General features: G+C 54.8%; 13 protein-coding genes. 5 read left to right on the forward strand and 8 right to left on the reverse strand.

The window, feature by feature from the left end; genetic code table 11:
• The first annotated feature begins 360 nt into the window (after positions 1 to 360).
• From SH139x_RS10230 to SH139x_RS10250, 5 genes are read left to right on the forward strand one after another with little or no spacing between them, the layout of a single operon-like run.
• Positions 361 to 591 carry a hypothetical protein gene (locus SH139x_RS10230; protein ID WP_488355148.1) on the forward strand — a complete coding sequence of 77 codons (231 nt, stop codon included), beginning with the start codon at positions 361 to 363 and terminating at the stop codon, positions 589 to 591.
• The gene (locus SH139x_RS10235) at positions 584 to 796 is read left to right on the forward strand and encodes a hypothetical protein (protein ID WP_488355149.1); all 213 of its coding nucleotides are present in this window, start codon (positions 584 to 586) and stop codon (positions 794 to 796) included. The genes SH139x_RS10230 and SH139x_RS10235 overlap by 8 nt, the downstream gene beginning before the upstream one ends.
• Positions 793 to 1,284, forward strand: a complete 492-nt coding sequence (locus SH139x_RS10240; protein WP_488355150.1) for a DUF2924 domain-containing protein — start codon at positions 793 to 795, stop codon at positions 1,282 to 1,284. Before SH139x_RS10235 ends, SH139x_RS10240 begins: the two co-directional genes overlap by 4 nt.
• The gene (locus SH139x_RS10245; protein ID WP_488355151.1) at positions 1,281 to 2,852 is read left to right on the forward strand and encodes a recombinase family protein; all 1,572 of its coding nucleotides are present in this window, start codon (positions 1,281 to 1,283) and stop codon (positions 2,850 to 2,852) included. The genes SH139x_RS10240 and SH139x_RS10245 overlap by 4 nt, the downstream gene beginning before the upstream one ends.
• Positions 2,852 to 3,352 (forward strand): hypothetical protein, encoded by a 501-nt coding sequence (locus SH139x_RS10250; RefSeq protein ID WP_488355152.1) that lies wholly within the window; start codon positions 2,852 to 2,854, stop codon positions 3,350 to 3,352. The genes SH139x_RS10245 and SH139x_RS10250 overlap by 1 nt, the downstream gene beginning before the upstream one ends.
• Positions 3,353 to 3,647: 295 nt before the next feature.
• Here the strand turns inward: SH139x_RS10250 and SH139x_RS10255 are convergent, their stop codons facing one another.
• The 8 genes from SH139x_RS10255 to SH139x_RS10290 form a co-directional block, all read right to left on the reverse strand.
• A complete protein-coding gene (locus SH139x_RS10255) occupies positions 3,648 to 5,843 on the reverse strand; it encodes a protein kinase domain-containing protein (protein ID WP_488355153.1) in 2,196 nt (731 codons plus the stop codon).
• A gap of 15 nt (positions 5,844 to 5,858) precedes the next feature.
• Positions 5,859 to 8,270: a DUF1254 domain-containing protein gene (locus SH139x_RS10260; protein WP_488355154.1), complete on the reverse strand. Its 2,412-nt coding sequence runs from the start codon at positions 8,268 to 8,270 to the stop codon at positions 5,859 to 5,861.
• A 5-nt stretch (positions 8,271 to 8,275) separates the two neighbouring features.
• A complete protein-coding gene (locus SH139x_RS10265) occupies positions 8,276 to 10,171 on the reverse strand; it encodes a patatin-like phospholipase family protein (protein ID WP_488355155.1) in 1,896 nt (631 codons plus the stop codon).
• A gap of 55 nt (positions 10,172 to 10,226) precedes the next feature.
• Positions 10,227 to 11,006 carry a DUF4136 domain-containing protein gene (locus tag SH139x_RS10270; protein WP_488355156.1) on the reverse strand — a complete coding sequence of 260 codons (780 nt, stop codon included), beginning with the start codon at positions 11,004 to 11,006 and terminating at the stop codon, positions 10,227 to 10,229.
• 154 nt (positions 11,007 to 11,160) lie between these two features.
• Entirely contained in the window at positions 11,161 to 11,535 is a 375-nt protein-coding gene (locus tag SH139x_RS10275; protein ID WP_488355157.1) for a helix-turn-helix domain-containing protein, read from the reverse strand.
• Between the two features lie 326 nt (positions 11,536 to 11,861).
• Complete coding sequence (locus SH139x_RS10280; RefSeq protein ID WP_488355158.1) at positions 11,862 to 13,199, reverse strand: carbohydrate porin; 1,338 nt, start codon at positions 13,197 to 13,199, stop codon at positions 11,862 to 11,864.
• Between the two features lie 382 nt (positions 13,200 to 13,581).
• Positions 13,582 to 15,072: an arylsulfatase gene (locus SH139x_RS10285; protein WP_488355159.1), complete on the reverse strand. Its 1,491-nt coding sequence runs from the start codon at positions 15,070 to 15,072 to the stop codon at positions 13,582 to 13,584.
• Positions 15,073 to 15,144: 72 nt separating this feature from the next.
• The gene (locus tag SH139x_RS10290) at positions 15,145 to 16,686 is read right to left on the reverse strand and encodes a DUF1254 domain-containing protein (RefSeq protein ID WP_488355160.1); all 1,542 of its coding nucleotides are present in this window, start codon (positions 16,684 to 16,686) and stop codon (positions 15,145 to 15,147) included.
• Positions 16,687 to 16,765: the final 79 nt, after the last annotated feature.

The raw sequence follows: 16,765 nt of genomic DNA on the forward strand, positions 1-16,765 counted from the left end.
GATTCTCTCCGCCAGCGCAAAACAAAACCCCGGGGTCGCGTCGTTTCGCTACTCCGGGGTTCAAGTTGTGGGCGACCAGCGGTTTTCAAACTTTTGAAGGATTCTAGCCGTTGGTCAGAACACTTGGCAGATTATGTGGTGATTTTCTTTTAGGAATTGCCCGATCACGGAGATCGGTTTGTTCGTTGCAGTTCCTGGGTGGGGTTAATGGTTTTTTGATTCAGTTGAATTCTACTTTGGCGCGCAGGCGAGCGGAAGGACGGCATAGGTAACCGGGGAGGGAGCGTTTGGTTGCTCCCGGTTACTTTTTGTTCGTGCAGAGGGTTGCGTGTGGGTAAGCCGGATTTGGATGTGGGTGAAATGTCGCCAGATGAGCGACGACAGGCTGTGGCTGAGTTGCTCGGTCGCGGCGTGGGGCGGTGGAAACAGTTTTGCCTGGAAACTGTTTTGGGAACTCTTGAAGACTCTTTGGGAAAGCCGCTTGAGGCGGGTCGGTTTCCAGGGCTCTCTGTGACGGACGCGGTTTCTGAGCGGCAGATGACCGCGGCCGAATCAATTTCTTCTTTCACAGAGGTACCCATTCATGAGTGATGCAAGACGCAGCGATATCGCTGCCATTCTTTCGCGTGCATTGACTCGCTGCCGAACCAAGGCAGAACAACCTGCGACTCCATGCGCGATCTACACCCGCCAGTCGAATCAAGTCGATGTCGAACAGGATTCCGATTCGCTCGACAAACATGATGTGTCGATCGTCTCCGAATCGGAACAAGCCAACACGGAGGTGAGCCGATGACGGATGAAACTCGATTGGCGGTTGCTGCGCTTGAGGACAAGACAGTCAATGAATTGCGAACACTCTATGAAGAAGTGTTCGATGAAGTTTGTCGCAGCCGGCACAAAAAGTATCTGGTTCGACGAATCGCTTGGCGGTTGCAAGCGTTGGACGAAGGTGGGCTGAGCAACGAGGCGAAACAGAAGGCTCGCGAGTTGGCTGCAACATCGGATCTTCGCATGACGGCTCCTCGGGAAGAAGTTCTGGACAACGTTCGTCGTGCCACGCCAGAAGAAGATGGATACGTCGACTGGGATCCTCGTTTGCCACCGCCGGGCAGCTTTCTCGAACGGCGATACAAGGGCACGATGGTTCGCGTGCTCGTCCTGACGGACGGATTTGAATACGAGGGCAAACGATTTCGTTCGCTGTCGAAAGTCGCCGGCGAGATCACCGGCGTTAGCTACAACGGTTTCCTCTTCTTTCGACTCGGAAGGAGACAGAAATGAAAAAGCAAACGGAATCTGAACGGCGGACCATTCGGTGCGCGATCTACACTCGTAAGTCGACTGAGGAAGGACTCGATCAAGAGTTCAATTCGCTCGATGCCCAGCGTGAAGCAGGCGAGAACTTCATCGCCAGTCAATCGCAAGAGGGCTGGAAAGCCATTTCGACTCGTTATGACGATGGTGGATATTCGGGCGGCAACGTCGACCGGCCGGCGATGAAACGTTTGTTGGAAGATATTTCGGCGGGCAAGATTGACTGCGTGGTCGTGTATAAGGTCGATCGACTGAGTCGCAGCTTGCTGGACTTCTCGAAGATCATGGAAACGTTCGACAACCATGGCGTGTCGTTCGTTTCGGTGACGCAGCAGTTTAACACGACGCACTCGATGGGTCGGTTGACGTTGAATATTCTGCTTTCGTTCGCACAATTTGAGCGAGAGATCATCGGCGAACGGATTCGTGACAAGATCGCGGCTCAACGACGGCGCGGGAAATGGGCCGGCGGTATCCCGGTGCTGGGGTACGACGTTGACCGGTCCGGGCCAAGCCCGAAGTTGGTGGTCAACGCGGACGAGGCGGCGAAAGTGCGGCGTATCTTTGGGTTGTATCTCGAGATGGAGTCGATGACGCCGGTGGTCGAAGAACTTGACCGTCGTGGATGGTGCTTGAAGTCTTGGAAGACGAAATCGGGAAAGACGAGAGGCGGTAAACCGTTTGATAAGTCGTCGCTGCATACGATGCTGACCAACCAAACCTACATTGGTCGGATCAAGCATAAGACGCAGACGTTCAAGGGTGAGCACACGCCGATCATTGACCAGAAGTTGTTCGACGATGTCGCGGCGATGATGCGTAGTCACGCTCGCGGCGGCGGCAACCACTTGGTCAACAAGTATCAGGCATTGTTGAAAGGTTTGATCTATTGCCCGGCATGCAACTACTCGATGGTTCACAACGTCGCTCGCCGCCAGTCGAAAGTGTACCGCTACTACACGTGTGTGACGGCGATCAAACGCGGGCGGAAGTATTGTCCGTCACCCTCGCTGCCAGCGGCGGATATCGAGGCGGCCGTGGTCGACCAGATTCGCTGTATCGCGGACGATCCAGGCTTACGCCGCGATGTGTTGGAGCAGTCGAGTAAACGTTGCGAAGCGGAGTTGGCGGAGTTGAATACTCAACGAACGCAGCTCACCCAACGGTTGAATCACCAGCACGAACAGATGAAACATGTGAGCAGCTCGACGGATGCCGAGTCTGGCGATTCAGAACGATTGGCCGCGTTGCACCAAGAGGTTGCCGGCATTATTGAGTCGCTTGAAACCGTTGACTGCGAGATCAAACGCTTGACTGCGGAACAGATCGACGAGCGTGATGTGAATGTGGCCTTTTCTGACTTCGGCAATGTCTGGAATGAGCTGAATATTCGCGAGAAGTCGGCAGTGCTGACATTGCTAATCAGCCGGATCGAATTCGACGCTGAAGAAAGCACACTTTCGATCTCGATGCACCCGGCGGGCATCAAAACCTTTTCCGCCGAAGCAACCGAACAACGACAGGAGACGAACTAATGATCACGGTCAAATGCAAGGTCAGCGTGAACCTGAAGAAACCTACCAAGCCGAAGGCGGAGCCGGCCGACGAACCACTGGTGAAACGGCGGGGGAAGGTTCCGAGGATTTCACGCTTGATGTCGCTCGCGATTCGGATGGACGAGATGCTGCGGCGTGGCGAGGCACAGGACACGATCGAACTTGCCGAGTTGGGCAAAGTCTCGCAGCCTCGTCTCACTCAAATCCTGAGCCTATCGCTGCTTGCACCGGAGATCCAAGAAGCCTTGCTCTACCTGCCCCGCGAAATGACAGGGCGTTCCAAAATTCACGCAAGGAACCTGCGTCCAATCACAATGGAATTGTGCTGGGAAAGACAAAGGCAGAAGTGGGCAACCCTACTGAGAGAATGCCAGTCGATGCCAAATGGCCTCGACGTCCCCGATTGCGAGCACAAAGCCCTATGGTTTATGAAGCCGAGCAGGAACAAAAGTGCGGATTCACTGCACCATATCAAATAACAGCCAAGGACGGAATTCGCGGTGAACCTAATCGGAACGAAGCCTTGACTGCGGCCCGGTAACTTACATTCATTCTGATCTACCTGCTCGGGTCAATCTGGACAATCCTGAGCGAAACACGCACGTCAAGCACGGCAAGAAGCTGGGCGGGAAGATCCAAGACATCATGACGATTGTGTCGTATTCCGCATTTCGCCGCTGGGTTTGCAAGATGGAAGAGGACTCGCCAGCGCCGAGGAATAAGCCGGCGAAGAAGGACATGGGGCGGCCGAAGGTGGAGGAAGATGGTCGTCGCTTATTCATTTGCGATCTGTGCATCCATTGTTACGTCAATGGTCGCGGTGACGTTATGCGAGTCCACTTCGGTGTCTGTTTCATTGGAATCGACGGCCAAGTGCTCGGCCCACCACGCTTTGGCTTGCCCTTGCGTCCAGCGACTCGCCGATTGGCAACCCAATAGTTCTTCCTCGCATGATTCGGCGTTTGCCGGGCGGTCGTCGGGACGTTTCGACAAACAGCACAGGATGAACTCCTCCAACCGATCATCGAGCGGTTTGCCTAGTCGCTCCGAAGGACGCTGCGGAGTCTCCTCGAGATGTTGTTTGCAAATATCGACGATACTCTTGCCATCAAAGACCGGCGTGCCGGTCAGCAGAAAGTATCCCACGGCTCCGACCGCATACAGATCGCTGCGTGCGTCGACCTCTTCTTGCTGGATAGCCTCGGGTGACATGTAGAGTGGTGTTCCTGTCAGCGACCCGGCCAGTGTCACATTGCGATCGGCGTTTTGGGACTTCACCAACCCAAAGTCGAGCAACTTAACGAAATCACACATGCCGCCGCACTTGGTCAGCATGATGTTGGCCGGCTTGATGTCGCGATGGATCAGTCCCAAGTCGTGAGCTTCAGAAAGAGAGCCGCAAAGCTGGCACAGGATGTGATTGACGCGTTGGTCAGGCAGCGGCCCAAACCGCTCCACTAACTCGTGCAGCGAGATTCCGTTCAGATACTCCATCGCGTAATAGAAAATGCCTTCCGGAGTGCGACCGTAATCGTAGATCGCGATCGTGTTCGGATGCGTCAGTTGGCTTGTCAGTTGCACCTCGCGTTCGAACCGAGCGATCGCTTGTTCGTTGGTCTTATCCACATGCAGAAGCTTGACAGCGGTCGGCCGATGGAGCATGTCATGGTGAGCGCGGTAAACCACGCCCATCCCACCCGCACCGAGTTTTTCACCGAGGGCATATTGGCCGAGTCGTTTCGCTTCGAGCGCAGACTGCCGGGCGCGAAGTTCCAATCGCGAAGCATAAAGGGCGAGCCCTGCAAGCCCAATCGTGGTTAACCCCAGCAATCCAGCCAAAACTCCAAACGCGCGGCGCAGTGCATACAGCGGCCGAAAGGCTTCTGCGGCATCTACTTCCGTCGCAATCCCAATGTTTTCTCTGGGCAACCATTGCCACGCGCCGACCACGCGGACACCACGATAATCTCGGTAGCCGTCCACATCGACACCTTCTCCTCCACTGATTGCGTCCGCCGCCATTCGAGTCAGCGGCTGCTCCGGTCCGCGGAGTGTCGGTCTGTTGCCCCGGGTGAGGTCGACACCTGGATCGCGAATGCGAACATTCAGCACCGATCGCGTCTGTTCGTCGTCCGCAAGTAAACCGATCTTCTTCAATTCGTCATCAAATCGGCTACCGGTGATCATCACCCCCGCCGCATTGAAGGCGTAGGTTTCACCGCTCTTCCCGTAACGCGCCACTCGCAGAATCTTGGTGAACTCCTTCGCGGGGTTCAACGTCAGGCAAAGTGCGGCGATCGGTTCTCCGTTATCGGACTCGACGGGGCTCGCCACGGCCATGGTCGGCACACCAGCCCGCATGGATCCATCCCGATCGACTTGCGGTAACACGCTTGGGAACGGCGGGATGATGACCGTGTTTCCTTCAAAGACGGGTTCCAGGACAGATTGAAATCGTGCGACGAGCGAGCTGTCTCCGACCGCGGTATTTTGATCGCGGCCGATCACCATGCCGCTCTGGTCGATCACGACAAACCCTTCGATGCGGCCTGACTCAAGCAGAGGCCGCATCCGTTCTCGAAGTTCACCCATCGCATCGCTAGTCAAGAGTGCAGCGGTGACCTCCTGCGGCGTGGCCTGTTGTGCTGTCACGGACAGCTGGGCGACCGACTCAGTGACACGTTTCATTCTCGCCATGGAGCGTGCGTCGATGCGCCGTTCCTCAAACCAGAATTCCAGTGTAGCCAGATCTGCGCTGAGCAACGCTTGAAGTTGTTCGGCAACGTTTGTCTTGACCGAGTCCTCAACCGATCGATGCGCCATCCATCCAACGACCACAATCACAACCGCAGTTAGCGCTGGGCCAATCCACATTCGCTTTGGCGTGAGCAGGCTAGTGGTCAGCGCCGACCCGGTCACCGATCGCAACCGTGAAAAACGGGATTGGTTTACAGAAGAATCTGGGCTCATGGCCACTCAATATTTTCAAAATAGGAAGGAATATCCCAGCACTAACGCCAGCAGGATCGGATAGACAAACCGCGACCAGCGGTCGATCCGTTCGGCCCGTTGCAATCTCTTGCCACGGATCATAACTGTATTGAAGACGGTTTGGATCAAGCCTGCAAATACGGTCAGCGTCGACAACAGAATGAATCGGTCGATACGCGTGATGTAAGAGACGCGCGGCAGGAGTACTGTGATCGCAAACAAGTAAGCAACCAGAGTCAGAAATGCGGAAGTGGAAACGCCGATATTCGTTCCAATTTGCTCGGGGTCAATCCACCGAGGCAACCAGGACATGATGACAATCAGGCACAAGGGAATGATGACCTTGAGGATGTAGTAGGTCGCCTGGCGATGGATATTGATCTTCATTTCATATCCGGCCACGCCGACCTGACCTTCATCAGGGTAGTAGGGAGTCGGCAAGGCTTCCCACGAGTCGACATCAAAGTCCGGCAAAGAAAATTTGCTCGCGATACTGGATGATCTCCCCGCCTCATTAGTAAGCGGAACCAGTTTGACGTGTTCTTCCGAAAGTCCGGCCGCGACAAGCTGAATCGACAACGTCTGTTGATCGAACGGAAAATCGCGCAGCATCAGTGGCTGCGAAAAACGTCCCCAAACCTTTTGTCGAGAAATTACGGTGCCGTCCGGTCGGATTTCAACGGACTCAGGGAAAGATCGCCATTGCATTTGCTGTCCAATGATCGTTAGTCGAGGAGACCAGACCTCGGCGATGTTACGATTCAATGGGCCCGGTCCTTTGTGGCGCAACAAGGGATTCTTCCATCGTGCTTCGTAATACACGCTGGCGGCAAAACTCTGATCGGCCGAATTGACTTCGTCTACGTCGATGACATAGATCACCACCTGAACCTCTGTCGGTTCGCCCCACACAGTCGGGCGTTCCAATTCGGGTTTTGGCTCATCAACCAGCACCGACGGTTTGACTTCTTCGGCCGCCTCGGCACCGGCAGGCTTTTGCACAGCCGGGGTGGGCGCCGCATCCGCCGCCCAAACCAGCGGCGGCGTCCACGTGCCATCGTAGGCTTCCGGTTTCGGCCAATACAAACGCATGACCATGTAAAACGGGCCGTTAGGCGCTGGCAACCAATTGGCCGCCTGTTCTTCGTCGGGAGAGTGAAACTGAATGGAGAATGTCAGTCCGCCGTCCGCGTCACGGTTGAGCGCATCGATCATCGATGAATTGATTCGATATCGGCTGATCGGATTCGCCACCAGTGCGTTGCTCTGGCTGTCGTAGACTGTGATGGACCAGAACGCGTTAACCGGTGGAATTTCTTCTGATCCGATCTTAAAAACATAGTTTGCGGCACTCGCATCGAGCGGTTTGCCCTCCGCGTCCGAGAGATACAACGGATAGAGTGCTTCCTCTTTGGAATTGGTGTAACGACCAAGCTTTGCAGCCACGGCGCGCTTGATCAGATAGTCGCTGCCAAGATAATCGCGCGAGCCAATCACCTCGGCAACCTTCAACTTGGCAGCCGCAGCCGTGATCGCAGCTTCACCTTCTGCCATGCCTTTGGTGAGTGCTTCTCGGATTTCGGGGCTGACCGCGTCAACATCGTACGACTCACCGGCAATGACACCGATCCGCGCCAGTCGCGTCATGAGTTCCTGTCCCGATTGGTCAGGTGGGCAGAACTGCAGCACGAAATTGAGGGTTGAAAAGAATGCGAGATCAGAGCCAGCATCAGAAAACGGAAGTGGGAACTCTGTTTTGCTTGTCGTGGCTGGCTCCGAATCACGCGTCAATTCACTTAAGGATTGAAGTGTATATTGCTTTTGAATCTCCTTCACATTCTCCAGGTCGGCTGGACCACGCAACTGCGTACGATAGATGGCAAACGCAAAATCGGTTTCACACCGAATGACTTTGGTAATGCCCGTTGGCTTCTCACCTTTCCAATTCGGACCGGCGATCAGGTATTGCCCAGCGTCGTTGCCGGTCGCCCTGGATCCGATGTAATCGAAATTGAATTTGAAGAGATCCGTCAATTGGATCGAATAGTAGCGTCCCTCCTCCATGGCTGGGACACCGAGCACGACTGGTTCATTCCTCAAGTCCATCCACAAGAACGAATAGGGCGTGTCCGCGTTGGGCGTGACAACATCCTTGTCAGCCGGTGTGAATACATTCGCCTCGTGCTTGAGCGTATTGAGCGGTGCCTTGAATTCGTCGCTGTCTCTGTCGATTGCAAAGGCGTGCATCGTGCGGTAGCTCTCTACGATCGGGTAACCGTAAATGGTCGCTTCACGAGCAATCGTCTGAGCCTCCACCGTTGCTAGTTCCTGCCCCACGACGCTGTTCGCATCCGTCAGTCCCGCAAGCACGGCGGCCAGCATGAAAAATCGAAAGAGTCGTTGCATTTCAATCACCTAACGTTTTGTGTTTCTGGTTCCGAATGTGATCCCCACGGAAACAACTTGCTATCCAACTTGGACAGTTGTTGTTTTAACATCCCCAGCACCTCGCTCGTTGAGCTTTCACCAACCGCAGCCAATTCATCGGTACGCGCAAATTCAGATAGATCAAACGCTGTCACATCAGGTTCGATGAGAAAATCGGCAGGCTGGATTCCTACTGAGTTCATGTTGAAGTGTTGCACCATGCTGGCTCGCATCAGAACGTTCAACACCGAAAGCGACTTTCGTTTCTTGCCGGGTGGTTCAGCACAGATCCCTGCAAACTCAGCTTCTAACTTGGCCGTTACGCTCGAGGCGATCACAAAGTTGCATCCTTTGCTGACCAAGACGTCCGCTGGAATGTTGTTGACGATTCCACCATCGATCAAGGCCTCGCCATCGCCAACGATTGGCACCGAAAACCCGGGTATATTGATGCTTTCGAGAATACATCGCACCGCATCGCCCGTTTCTCTGACGACCGGCCCACCGCGAACTAAATCGACGGTCACGGTACACATCGGAAGCGGTAATTGTTCGAGCCGCGCGTCCCCTAGATACTTTTGCAGCATGGGGCCGAATTGGCGTCTTCTGTATTTGAACAACAAGTACCAATAACTACCGCCTGGCAAGCATCGAAAGTACCACGGTAGTCGCAAGTCTTTCTTGAAACTTTCGATTGTGTAATCGACGCTCATGCCAGACGCGTAGAGTGTCCCTGACATTGCACCGGCACTTGTGCCCGCCATCGTGTCGACGTAGATGCCATTGTCCTCAAGCACTTCTAATACGCCCAGATGAGCCATGCCGCGCGCGGCACCACCGCCAAGAGCAATTCCGATTTGAACCCCGCGAAGATGATGAATGATCCGCTCCACTCCCGATGGCAGTAGTCCTCCTTGATTCGGTGCGGGCTGCGAAAATGAGATTTTGAAATCGCGTTCAACTAGATCGGCGACTTCGGGGAAATAGGGCGGAATCGTCGTTTCGCTGTCGAGCAACCAAACCAAGCAGATTTTTTTACGCCAACCGGCCACCAAAGATTGCAACGACTTGATGGTTTGCAAGGCGGCGCGAGCGTCACTGGGCTGGACACACCACAACACCCGGTCCGCCACGCTCATCAAGCGAACCAGATGTACTTGCTCAAGCTGGGCATCCAGGTCGGCAAAGATGCGATCAAAGTCTGACCACTCGTTCAACTGCGATTGACGTTCTTGTTCGCTGATCAATTTTCCATCAGCGAATAGCAATCGAAACGGCACGTCTTCGATGGATTGCCACCCAGGGTCATCGCCCAGGACACAGAGAGTTTCATCCAACTGCTTGAGTCGTTTTAACAACGCAGGCGTCAGGCGACGACTGGCTGGAGACTGATGAACGATGCTCACTCGCGACGGTTGATTCTTGGTCCGATCGACCATCACGATCTGACGAGCGATGTTGCCGGCCAGCCGATAAAGATTCATCTGCAACGCAGAGTGCGTGGCCGCGAGTTTGGCGAGTGATTCAATACCTAGCCGGATTCCTGTGGTTGGCTCGGTCGCGACCACGTTCGTGCTTGCTTGATCGGGCTGTGCGATCGACAGCAATCCGTGCACCGAGCCTCGGGTCAACGGACGCTCCAGGACGCAGTTGCCGAACTGATCCATGACGGATGCCAGCAGGCGTCCCTCGACGACAAAGAAAACCGAGGTCAATGTCTGATCGGCCAGATGAACGATATCGCCTTCTTTCAAATGGACATACTCGCCCACCGCCGCAATGTCAGTGATGGCTGAATCACTTAAACCCTGACACCAGGGCAATCGCTTCAGTTCGACAATGATCCGTTCATCGAACGCTCCCTCGCTATCGTTTTCCATTCATGACTCCTCTTGTTTCTCTCGTGTGCGGACATGCGACTGCGAAATGAATTCCTCAGACACGACTTGGCGGAAACCGTCGCAACATTTCGCTGATCGCGAGGCTCGTGCGACGCTCTTTCTCAGTGTCCTCGACATCAACCACCATGTTTGAAATCGCTGCCGCTCTCCAAAGCACCTCTGTCGTCCGCGAATCGAAGATGTCCAGCACCAGCGACCCGCGCCCCAGTGTTGTCGTTTCTTCGTCACGCCCATGCGCCATCGCCGTACGGATGGCTTCTCGCCATTCGTCGTCGTCAGGCCGATCGAAAGATTCTGTGATGGCCTGCAACGAGACCTCATCTTCTAACGCTCCAAATACGCTGATACAGATATCGGCTGCGGGTGCCTCCGCTGGCTCAAAATTCTTTGGCGCCAGAGTGTCGGCAAGTGCTTTCTCGATACGTGCCTTGACTCTCTGTGGTTTCAGTGCGGAGTCTGCCTTGAGATTGTGCTTGAAATTGCTGAAGGCATAAGTCCCCGCTTGTGGGAACTCGATTGATTCGTCATAGGCCCAAGCGATCGTCACTCCATCACCTCGGTGCACATGCACGCTTGTCAATCGCTGCGTACCGCCTACCTGCAATATAAAATCACCGGTAAACGTGGCTTCCGCGTCCGTGATAAACGATTGCGGTAGGAGTTTCGACGCCACGTCGGTGACCGTTCGCGGAAGCATATATCGACCGATAGACGTTCCGGACGCACAAACTGCCAATATTACAATCATGATGACGCCGAATGCCAACAGGACTCCGAACTGCGTGATGGTCTGGACAATGGTGTTTGCAATCATGTTTGAATCTCGTCTGGTTGAGTTGATGCTGCGGTGTGACATTCCATCACAGTTGCTGGCGTTGAAGCAGGTCGCTGGATCACTGAATCAGGAGACCGTAGACGCAGAGCGGCTAAGTCAACATCGAAAGTCACTCTTTGTTCTCCGTAGTCTATCAGCACGTTGATCTCCGCGATCCAATGTTCTGACGAAACTGGGTTGGTGTGACACCTGAGAGACGCTGAAAAGCACGCGAGAAGTTTGCTGCATTGGCATAGTCCAACTGAGAAGCGATTTCACTAATGGACTTGTTCTTATCGGCCAGCAATTTCGTGGCGATGTCGAGACGCATCTGGTCAACAAGCTGCGTAAACGACTGCCCGGCTTCCGTCAAAAAGCGTTGCATGCTGCGGCGTGAAACGTCGACATCCTTTGCGCAGCCGTCAACCGTCAGATTTCGATCAATCAGTCTCTGACTGGTTGCGGATCGAACCAATTCGACGAAATCGTCGTGGGCTGGCGATGTCGATTTGTTCTCAGTTGTCTTCATTATTGGGCGTGTTTCGATAATACAGTTCACATCACATTGATTGGCAATCGCTAGTCGGTGCGTTGGCGAGAAGGAACGCCCGCGTCGTCTCAGGTTGACGGAGACATCTCACCGATTCCCAATTTAGGAGTCTGGCTGGCACCGTACATCGCTAAGAACGAGTGATAAATGAGTGATTTTCGATGAGAAGCTGGCTCAGAACGACGGCGTCATGCCGGTTAATCAGCGAGAAAACGTTGACAGTCCGCCCACGATGCCGGGAGCAATCCGTGTGCAGACTGATGGTAGAAGACGCCCCAAACGAACGCAGCAGGAACAGTGCCGAATTAGAGATCGAACTTGGCTCTCAACCCAAACATCACCATTGTATCGACACGCGAGCGCGCCGGTTCGACGACTTGCAGGTCTGCCGTGACGTGGCACCACGGGGTCACGCCGACGTTATAAAACATCTCGACGCCCTGCTCGTCCTGAAGTGGCAACAGAACCGGAGCGAGCTGTTTCAGTGGTTCGCTGACACCCGCGTAGAAGTAGCCGATTCCGAACGTGTCCTGAGGGCGATTGCCGATTGGATTGGAACCACCCACGCCAATGTTCGCAGCCCAATTGAATGGGTTGGGATTATCGTCCGCAATTCCAGCGTTTCCGAAGACACCCCAGGAACGCGTTGGATCATCGTGCGAAACATAGAGAGCTTGGTCGAATGCGTAGGCCAGCAACCACGAACCTTTCTTGTCAGGGTTTGCTAAAACCACTCCCTGGCCTGGGTCAAAATAGGGATTGGGGTCGAGGTTATTGTAGGTCCCGCTACTGTACAAACCATAAACCATCTGATGCCCAGGCTTGTTCATGAGCTTTGTAGGCAAGGTCGCCGAAGCGAACAGCGACACTCCATTATCGAAGAACGTATCAAAGCCACTCACGGTCGGCGTATTGTTGGCGTCGTAGACGAATGCCGAAAAGACAGCTTCCTGGTTTTCATCGAGAACGACCATTCCGGCCCCGAACGATGAGTAGGGAAACGCCGTGACGAGGACTGGATTGAAACACAAGGCAAGGTTTTGAAACCCGTCTTGGCCGTTTGCTCCTCCGGTGAACGGCTGAACAAAACCATCGAGTGTGTTGATTTTTCCGGCTTGCACCAAAACGGATTCACTCAGTGCCTGCGTAAAAGTTACGTTCGTGAGCGCAGTGACCGAGCGATTTCCGTCGGGTAGTATTTGAGCCACGCTGACTGGCAGAAGCGTTCCAGAATATTGGTTGATCGAGCTGCCAAACACTGACTCACCGTGCAGGTTGATCGTCAGACCATCCCATAAGCCAACCGTCTTTCCGTCGATGCTCAGAAACATATCGACCCGGCCGCGATAGCGGGAAGTCTCGTCGAGCCCGCCGGATGTGATGCCTGAGTAAAAGTTGGTGTTGGAGATATTCCAGGTGTAACCTTTTTCCTCAAAGCACGACCTCAGGCCACACCAGTCCCCGGACAAAGTGGAGCGTTCCCAACACGAGCTACCACAGTCGGGCGCGTCGAACAGTGAATCGCAGGACGCGTCGCATTGCGCAGCCGCTTGTTGGGGTAAGCATGCGGACAGACAGACTTGCACGCCGATGAAAAGTCCGAGAGTCAACAGAAGCGGCTTTTTTTGATGTAGAGCTACCACGGCTTCGCTTCCTTGCGATCAAAGTCGAATTCGACGTGACTGGTAGTGGCTGTGGCTTCCAGCCGCAGGCTACTTGGGCAAGATGCACTGGCTCCCTCACCCAAGCACAATTACCAGGTTACCCGACTTGGTCGCAACCCGCCCCGTTTGATTCGCTATCGTCACAATTGATACGACGATGCAGATTGGCGGACGGTCAGCAATCCGAAAGCGATCTGCGGACGCGGTTATTCCGACTAGGCAACTTTTTCGGACGGGAAACGCGAAGCCTCTTCGTCCAAGCCGCGTAGAGCGAGTGGGAAATAATTGTCGTCGTGCAAGTTGTCTTCGTCTTAGCACAGGCTGGCAGCGCTGCCAGCCTGTGCTAAGACTTCACGCTTTGCTATTTGTTTTGCTTCGCTGGAACGTATGGGTCCGGTGTACCTGGCTTGATCGGTGGTTCTGCAGCCAGCGATTTTTCGTGCTCTACGAGGATTGGGCCCAATCCCCATCGGTACCACAGACGCCCCGCCATCTGCTGGGTGACGGGATACTCTTCTTTGGGATCGGCAAAGAGGTTGTAGAAGTGGGGCATCGGGAAGACGTTCAATTTTCCGGTTCCCCGATCGCCTTCCAATTCCTTGAACAGCATTTTGTAGTTTCGCCACTTCACACCGTGGACATCGTTTCCGACATACACAACAAAACCTTCACGTCCGGACTCCTCTGACTTTCCAAGCAGGAAATCAGAGACATCGATACCATCAATCACACGATCCTGCGGCACCTTGCCTCCTGCAATACTCGCAAAAGTCGTGAAGAGATCAAACTGGTGAACGATCTCGTTGGAGACTTTGCCGGCCGGCACCTTACCGGGCCAGCGGATGACAAACGGCACCCGCAACGAACCTTCCCTGCCCGTAAAATAGGAACCGCTCCAGGGCCCATTCCAGCCAGCGTAACCCGGTACCATTTCGCCTCCGTTGTCCGCTGTGAAAATGAAGATCGTATTCTCCGCGATCTTGTTATGTTCGAGCGTATCGAGCAGTTCGCCGGTGTAGGCATCAATCTGCATCAACACATCGCCCCAATTGCCGTTTCCGCTTTTCCCCTCGAACTCTTTGCTAGGAAGATTCGGCATGTGCGTCTGCGTATAAGGCAGGTACAGGAAGAACGGTTTGCCCGCCTTCGCCTGACGCCCAATGAAGTCCTTGGCATGGTCGGTAATTTCCCGGTCAATCTCTCGCCTTGCCGGAATGTCATACACCTTGACCGCTTTTGCTGGAGAGCCCTTCTTGGCCGTGTAGATGTGCTCTGGCTTGATCATCGGATTCTTGCCGGTTTCCTTCGCCAGCTTTGCGTACTTTTGAAAATCCTGCTGAGCGGGCCAGAGGCTTTCATCCGTTGAATTCGGAATCCCATACCACTCGTCAAATCCCTGGTCGGTAGGGTAACGCCCTTCCGACTGCCCAAGATGCCACTTGCCGAACATGGCGGTCGCATAGCCGGCATCGCTCAACATTTCCGGCATCGTGTATTCCCACTGAGTCAAACCGTAGTCGGCGACGGAAAGCGGCACCGAACCATTTCCCGTGCGGATCGCGTAGCGACCGGTCATCGAAGCCGCCCGACTGGGCGTACACTGTGCCTCGACATTGAAATTCAACAACCGCATCCCTTCGCCAGCCAATTTGTCGATGCGTGGCGTGGCACCACCCCGGAGAATACCCCCGCCGTAGCACCCCAGTTCTCCATAGCCGAAGTTGTCCATGTTGATCAGGACGATGTTGGGCTTGGAGGCCTCTTCTTGGGCCACCGCATTCTGCGTAACAGTCAGACCTGCTGCCAGCAGGCAGGACCAGGCGAGTATCATTGTTTTCATTTTGGTCTTCATTTTGGTTTTTCCTTTTTGCTAGGATTCAGGTGTCGGTGGTTGTTGAACACCGACACCTGATAGGGTTATTGACTACTTCACCAGCTCCACGTCATTCGGGATCCAGGTCTTCTCGTTGAAGGCCTTGAGCGGACCGTAGTAGCGCATGTAGACGAAGAAGCCCTGGTCGGGCAGGGTCTTGACCCAGTTGGCGGCGGAAACATCGGCGGGCTTCTCGTTGGAGAAGTAGAGGTCGATGGAGCCGTCTTTGTTCACCGTCGGCGCGGGATCGCTCTGGCTACTGATGCTCGGGTAGGGCTGGCTCTGGAGTTCACAGCGTGTCCAGGAATCATAAACCAGAATCGACCAGAAGAGCGCGACCGGGACCTTGGCCGGGATGTTGAGCTTGTAGGCCTTGTTGCCGTCCAGATACTTGCCATCCTTGTCCTTGTAGGTGGTCTGGTAGCGGGAGCCCAATCCATCCGGCATCTGAGCCGCCATCGAGGGGGTGATGCCGTCCGCGGTGAAGTGGAAGGTGGTCCGCGCCTCCAGGTTGAAATAGCCATCCGGATCAAAGGTCGAGCTGTCGCCGATGAAGGGGCTTTCCCACTTGCGGTTGGGATAGACCTGCGCCGCGGCCTGACGGCTTTCGAGTGCGATCACCCGCGACATCGCCACCCCTTCCTTGGCGGCCTGCTCAAGGATCTTCTTCATCCGCGCGTCGGGGTTGAAGGGCTTGCCTTTCACAATGCCGATGGAGGCGAGACGACCCAGCTTCTCTTTGCCGAACGCTTCCGCCGGCTCGTAGTTGATGAGCTCGTGCATCCACTCGAACGCGGTGGCATTCTCGGGAACCAAAGTATCGATCGGCATCCCGGAGACATTGGTGAAGGTGCCGTCCTTGGGTCCACCTTTCAGCGGATAGACGCGGCAGTTCTTGCGGAAGAACTCCATGGCCTTCTCGCCCTTTCCGACGACCTCCGCATTTGCGCGGACAAAGGAGAACAGGCGATAGGTCGGCGACTTGAACACAAAGTAGCCGTCCGGCACCTCACCCTTGTAACCTGGAGGCAGGATCAGGTATTTGCCACCCTTGCCCTTGTCCATGCCGGTGGGGCCGATATCGCACAGGAACAGGAAATTGGCATCGTTCACAGGCCCCATCAATCCGGCAGGCGCTTCAAAGACTGTCGGGCCATCCGCCTTCAGGTCAAACAGCACCATGGCGTAGATGCTCTCGGTGTTTCCGGTCAGGAATAAGGCGTTGGAATCCAGGCGGTTGGCCGTCACCGAAACATGGGAGCAGTCCTTCGCGCTGTAATCCCGCGCCGTTCCGATCATCATTCCGCGCATCGACAGCGCGGGATACATGTCGAGGTAGAGCTGGGTCGCACGCCGCAGGTCGAGTTCGTCGTAGACCTTCTGCGCCGTTTCCTCGGTCGGGTAGCCGCCGGGAAACTCGAGCTTCCCGAAATTGGTCTCGATATTCTCCGGCGCCGGCTTGAAGCCGCCGGTCTTGTATTTTTCCTGGGAGGCACCGAGTTCGTAGATGCTCTTGTCCTGTTGGGCGCAAACCGGCGTGACCATTACGGCCAGCGCGAGCCAGACAACTGCCAGATTGATTGGTGATTTCATTTTACTGATTCCTGAATAAGTTTGTGCGTCTCAATTGTCTGAACGTTGTGTTTGTTTTTCCATTGTGGCTGTCCCGGCG

Origin of the sequence: Kothea flammea (assembly GCF_052161645.1) — a bacterium.
In the GTDB taxonomy this organism is placed as follows: Bacteria; Planctomycetota; Planctomycetia; order Pirellulales; family Pirellulaceae; genus Laterigemmans.

Bases quoted from the DNA above. Each gene is read 5' to 3' on its own strand.
- SH139x_RS10230 (WP_488355148.1), top strand. From the start codon at position 361: ATGTCGCCAGATGAGCGACGACAGGCTGTGGCTGAGTTGCTCGGTCGC.
- SH139x_RS10235 (WP_488355149.1), top strand. From the start codon at position 584: ATGAGTGATGCAAGACGCAGCGATATCGCTGCCATTCTTTCGCGTGCA.
- SH139x_RS10240 (WP_488355150.1), top strand. From the start codon at position 793: ATGACGGATGAAACTCGATTGGCGGTTGCTGCGCTTGAGGACAAGACA.
- SH139x_RS10245 (WP_488355151.1), top strand. From the start codon at position 1,281: ATGAAAAAGCAAACGGAATCTGAACGGCGGACCATTCGGTGCGCGATC.
- SH139x_RS10250 (WP_488355152.1), top strand. From the start codon at position 2,852: ATGATCACGGTCAAATGCAAGGTCAGCGTGAACCTGAAGAAACCTACC.
- SH139x_RS10255 (WP_488355153.1), bottom strand. From the start codon at position 5,843: ATGAGCCCAGATTCTTCTGTAAACCAATCCCGTTTTTCACGGTTGCGA.
- SH139x_RS10260 (WP_488355154.1), bottom strand. From the start codon at position 8,270: ATGCAACGACTCTTTCGATTTTTCATGCTGGCCGCCGTGCTTGCGGGA.
- SH139x_RS10265 (WP_488355155.1), bottom strand. From the start codon at position 10,171: ATGGAAAACGATAGCGAGGGAGCGTTCGATGAACGGATCATTGTCGAA.
- SH139x_RS10270 (WP_488355156.1), bottom strand. From the start codon at position 11,006: ATGATTGCAAACACCATTGTCCAGACCATCACGCAGTTCGGAGTCCTG.
- SH139x_RS10275 (WP_488355157.1), bottom strand. From the start codon at position 11,535: ATGAAGACAACTGAGAACAAATCGACATCGCCAGCCCACGACGATTTC.
- SH139x_RS10285 (WP_488355159.1), bottom strand. From the start codon at position 15,072: ATGAAGACCAAAATGAAAACAATGATACTCGCCTGGTCCTGCCTGCTG.
- SH139x_RS10290 (WP_488355160.1), bottom strand. From the start codon at position 16,686: ATGAAATCACCAATCAATCTGGCAGTTGTCTGGCTCGCGCTGGCCGTA.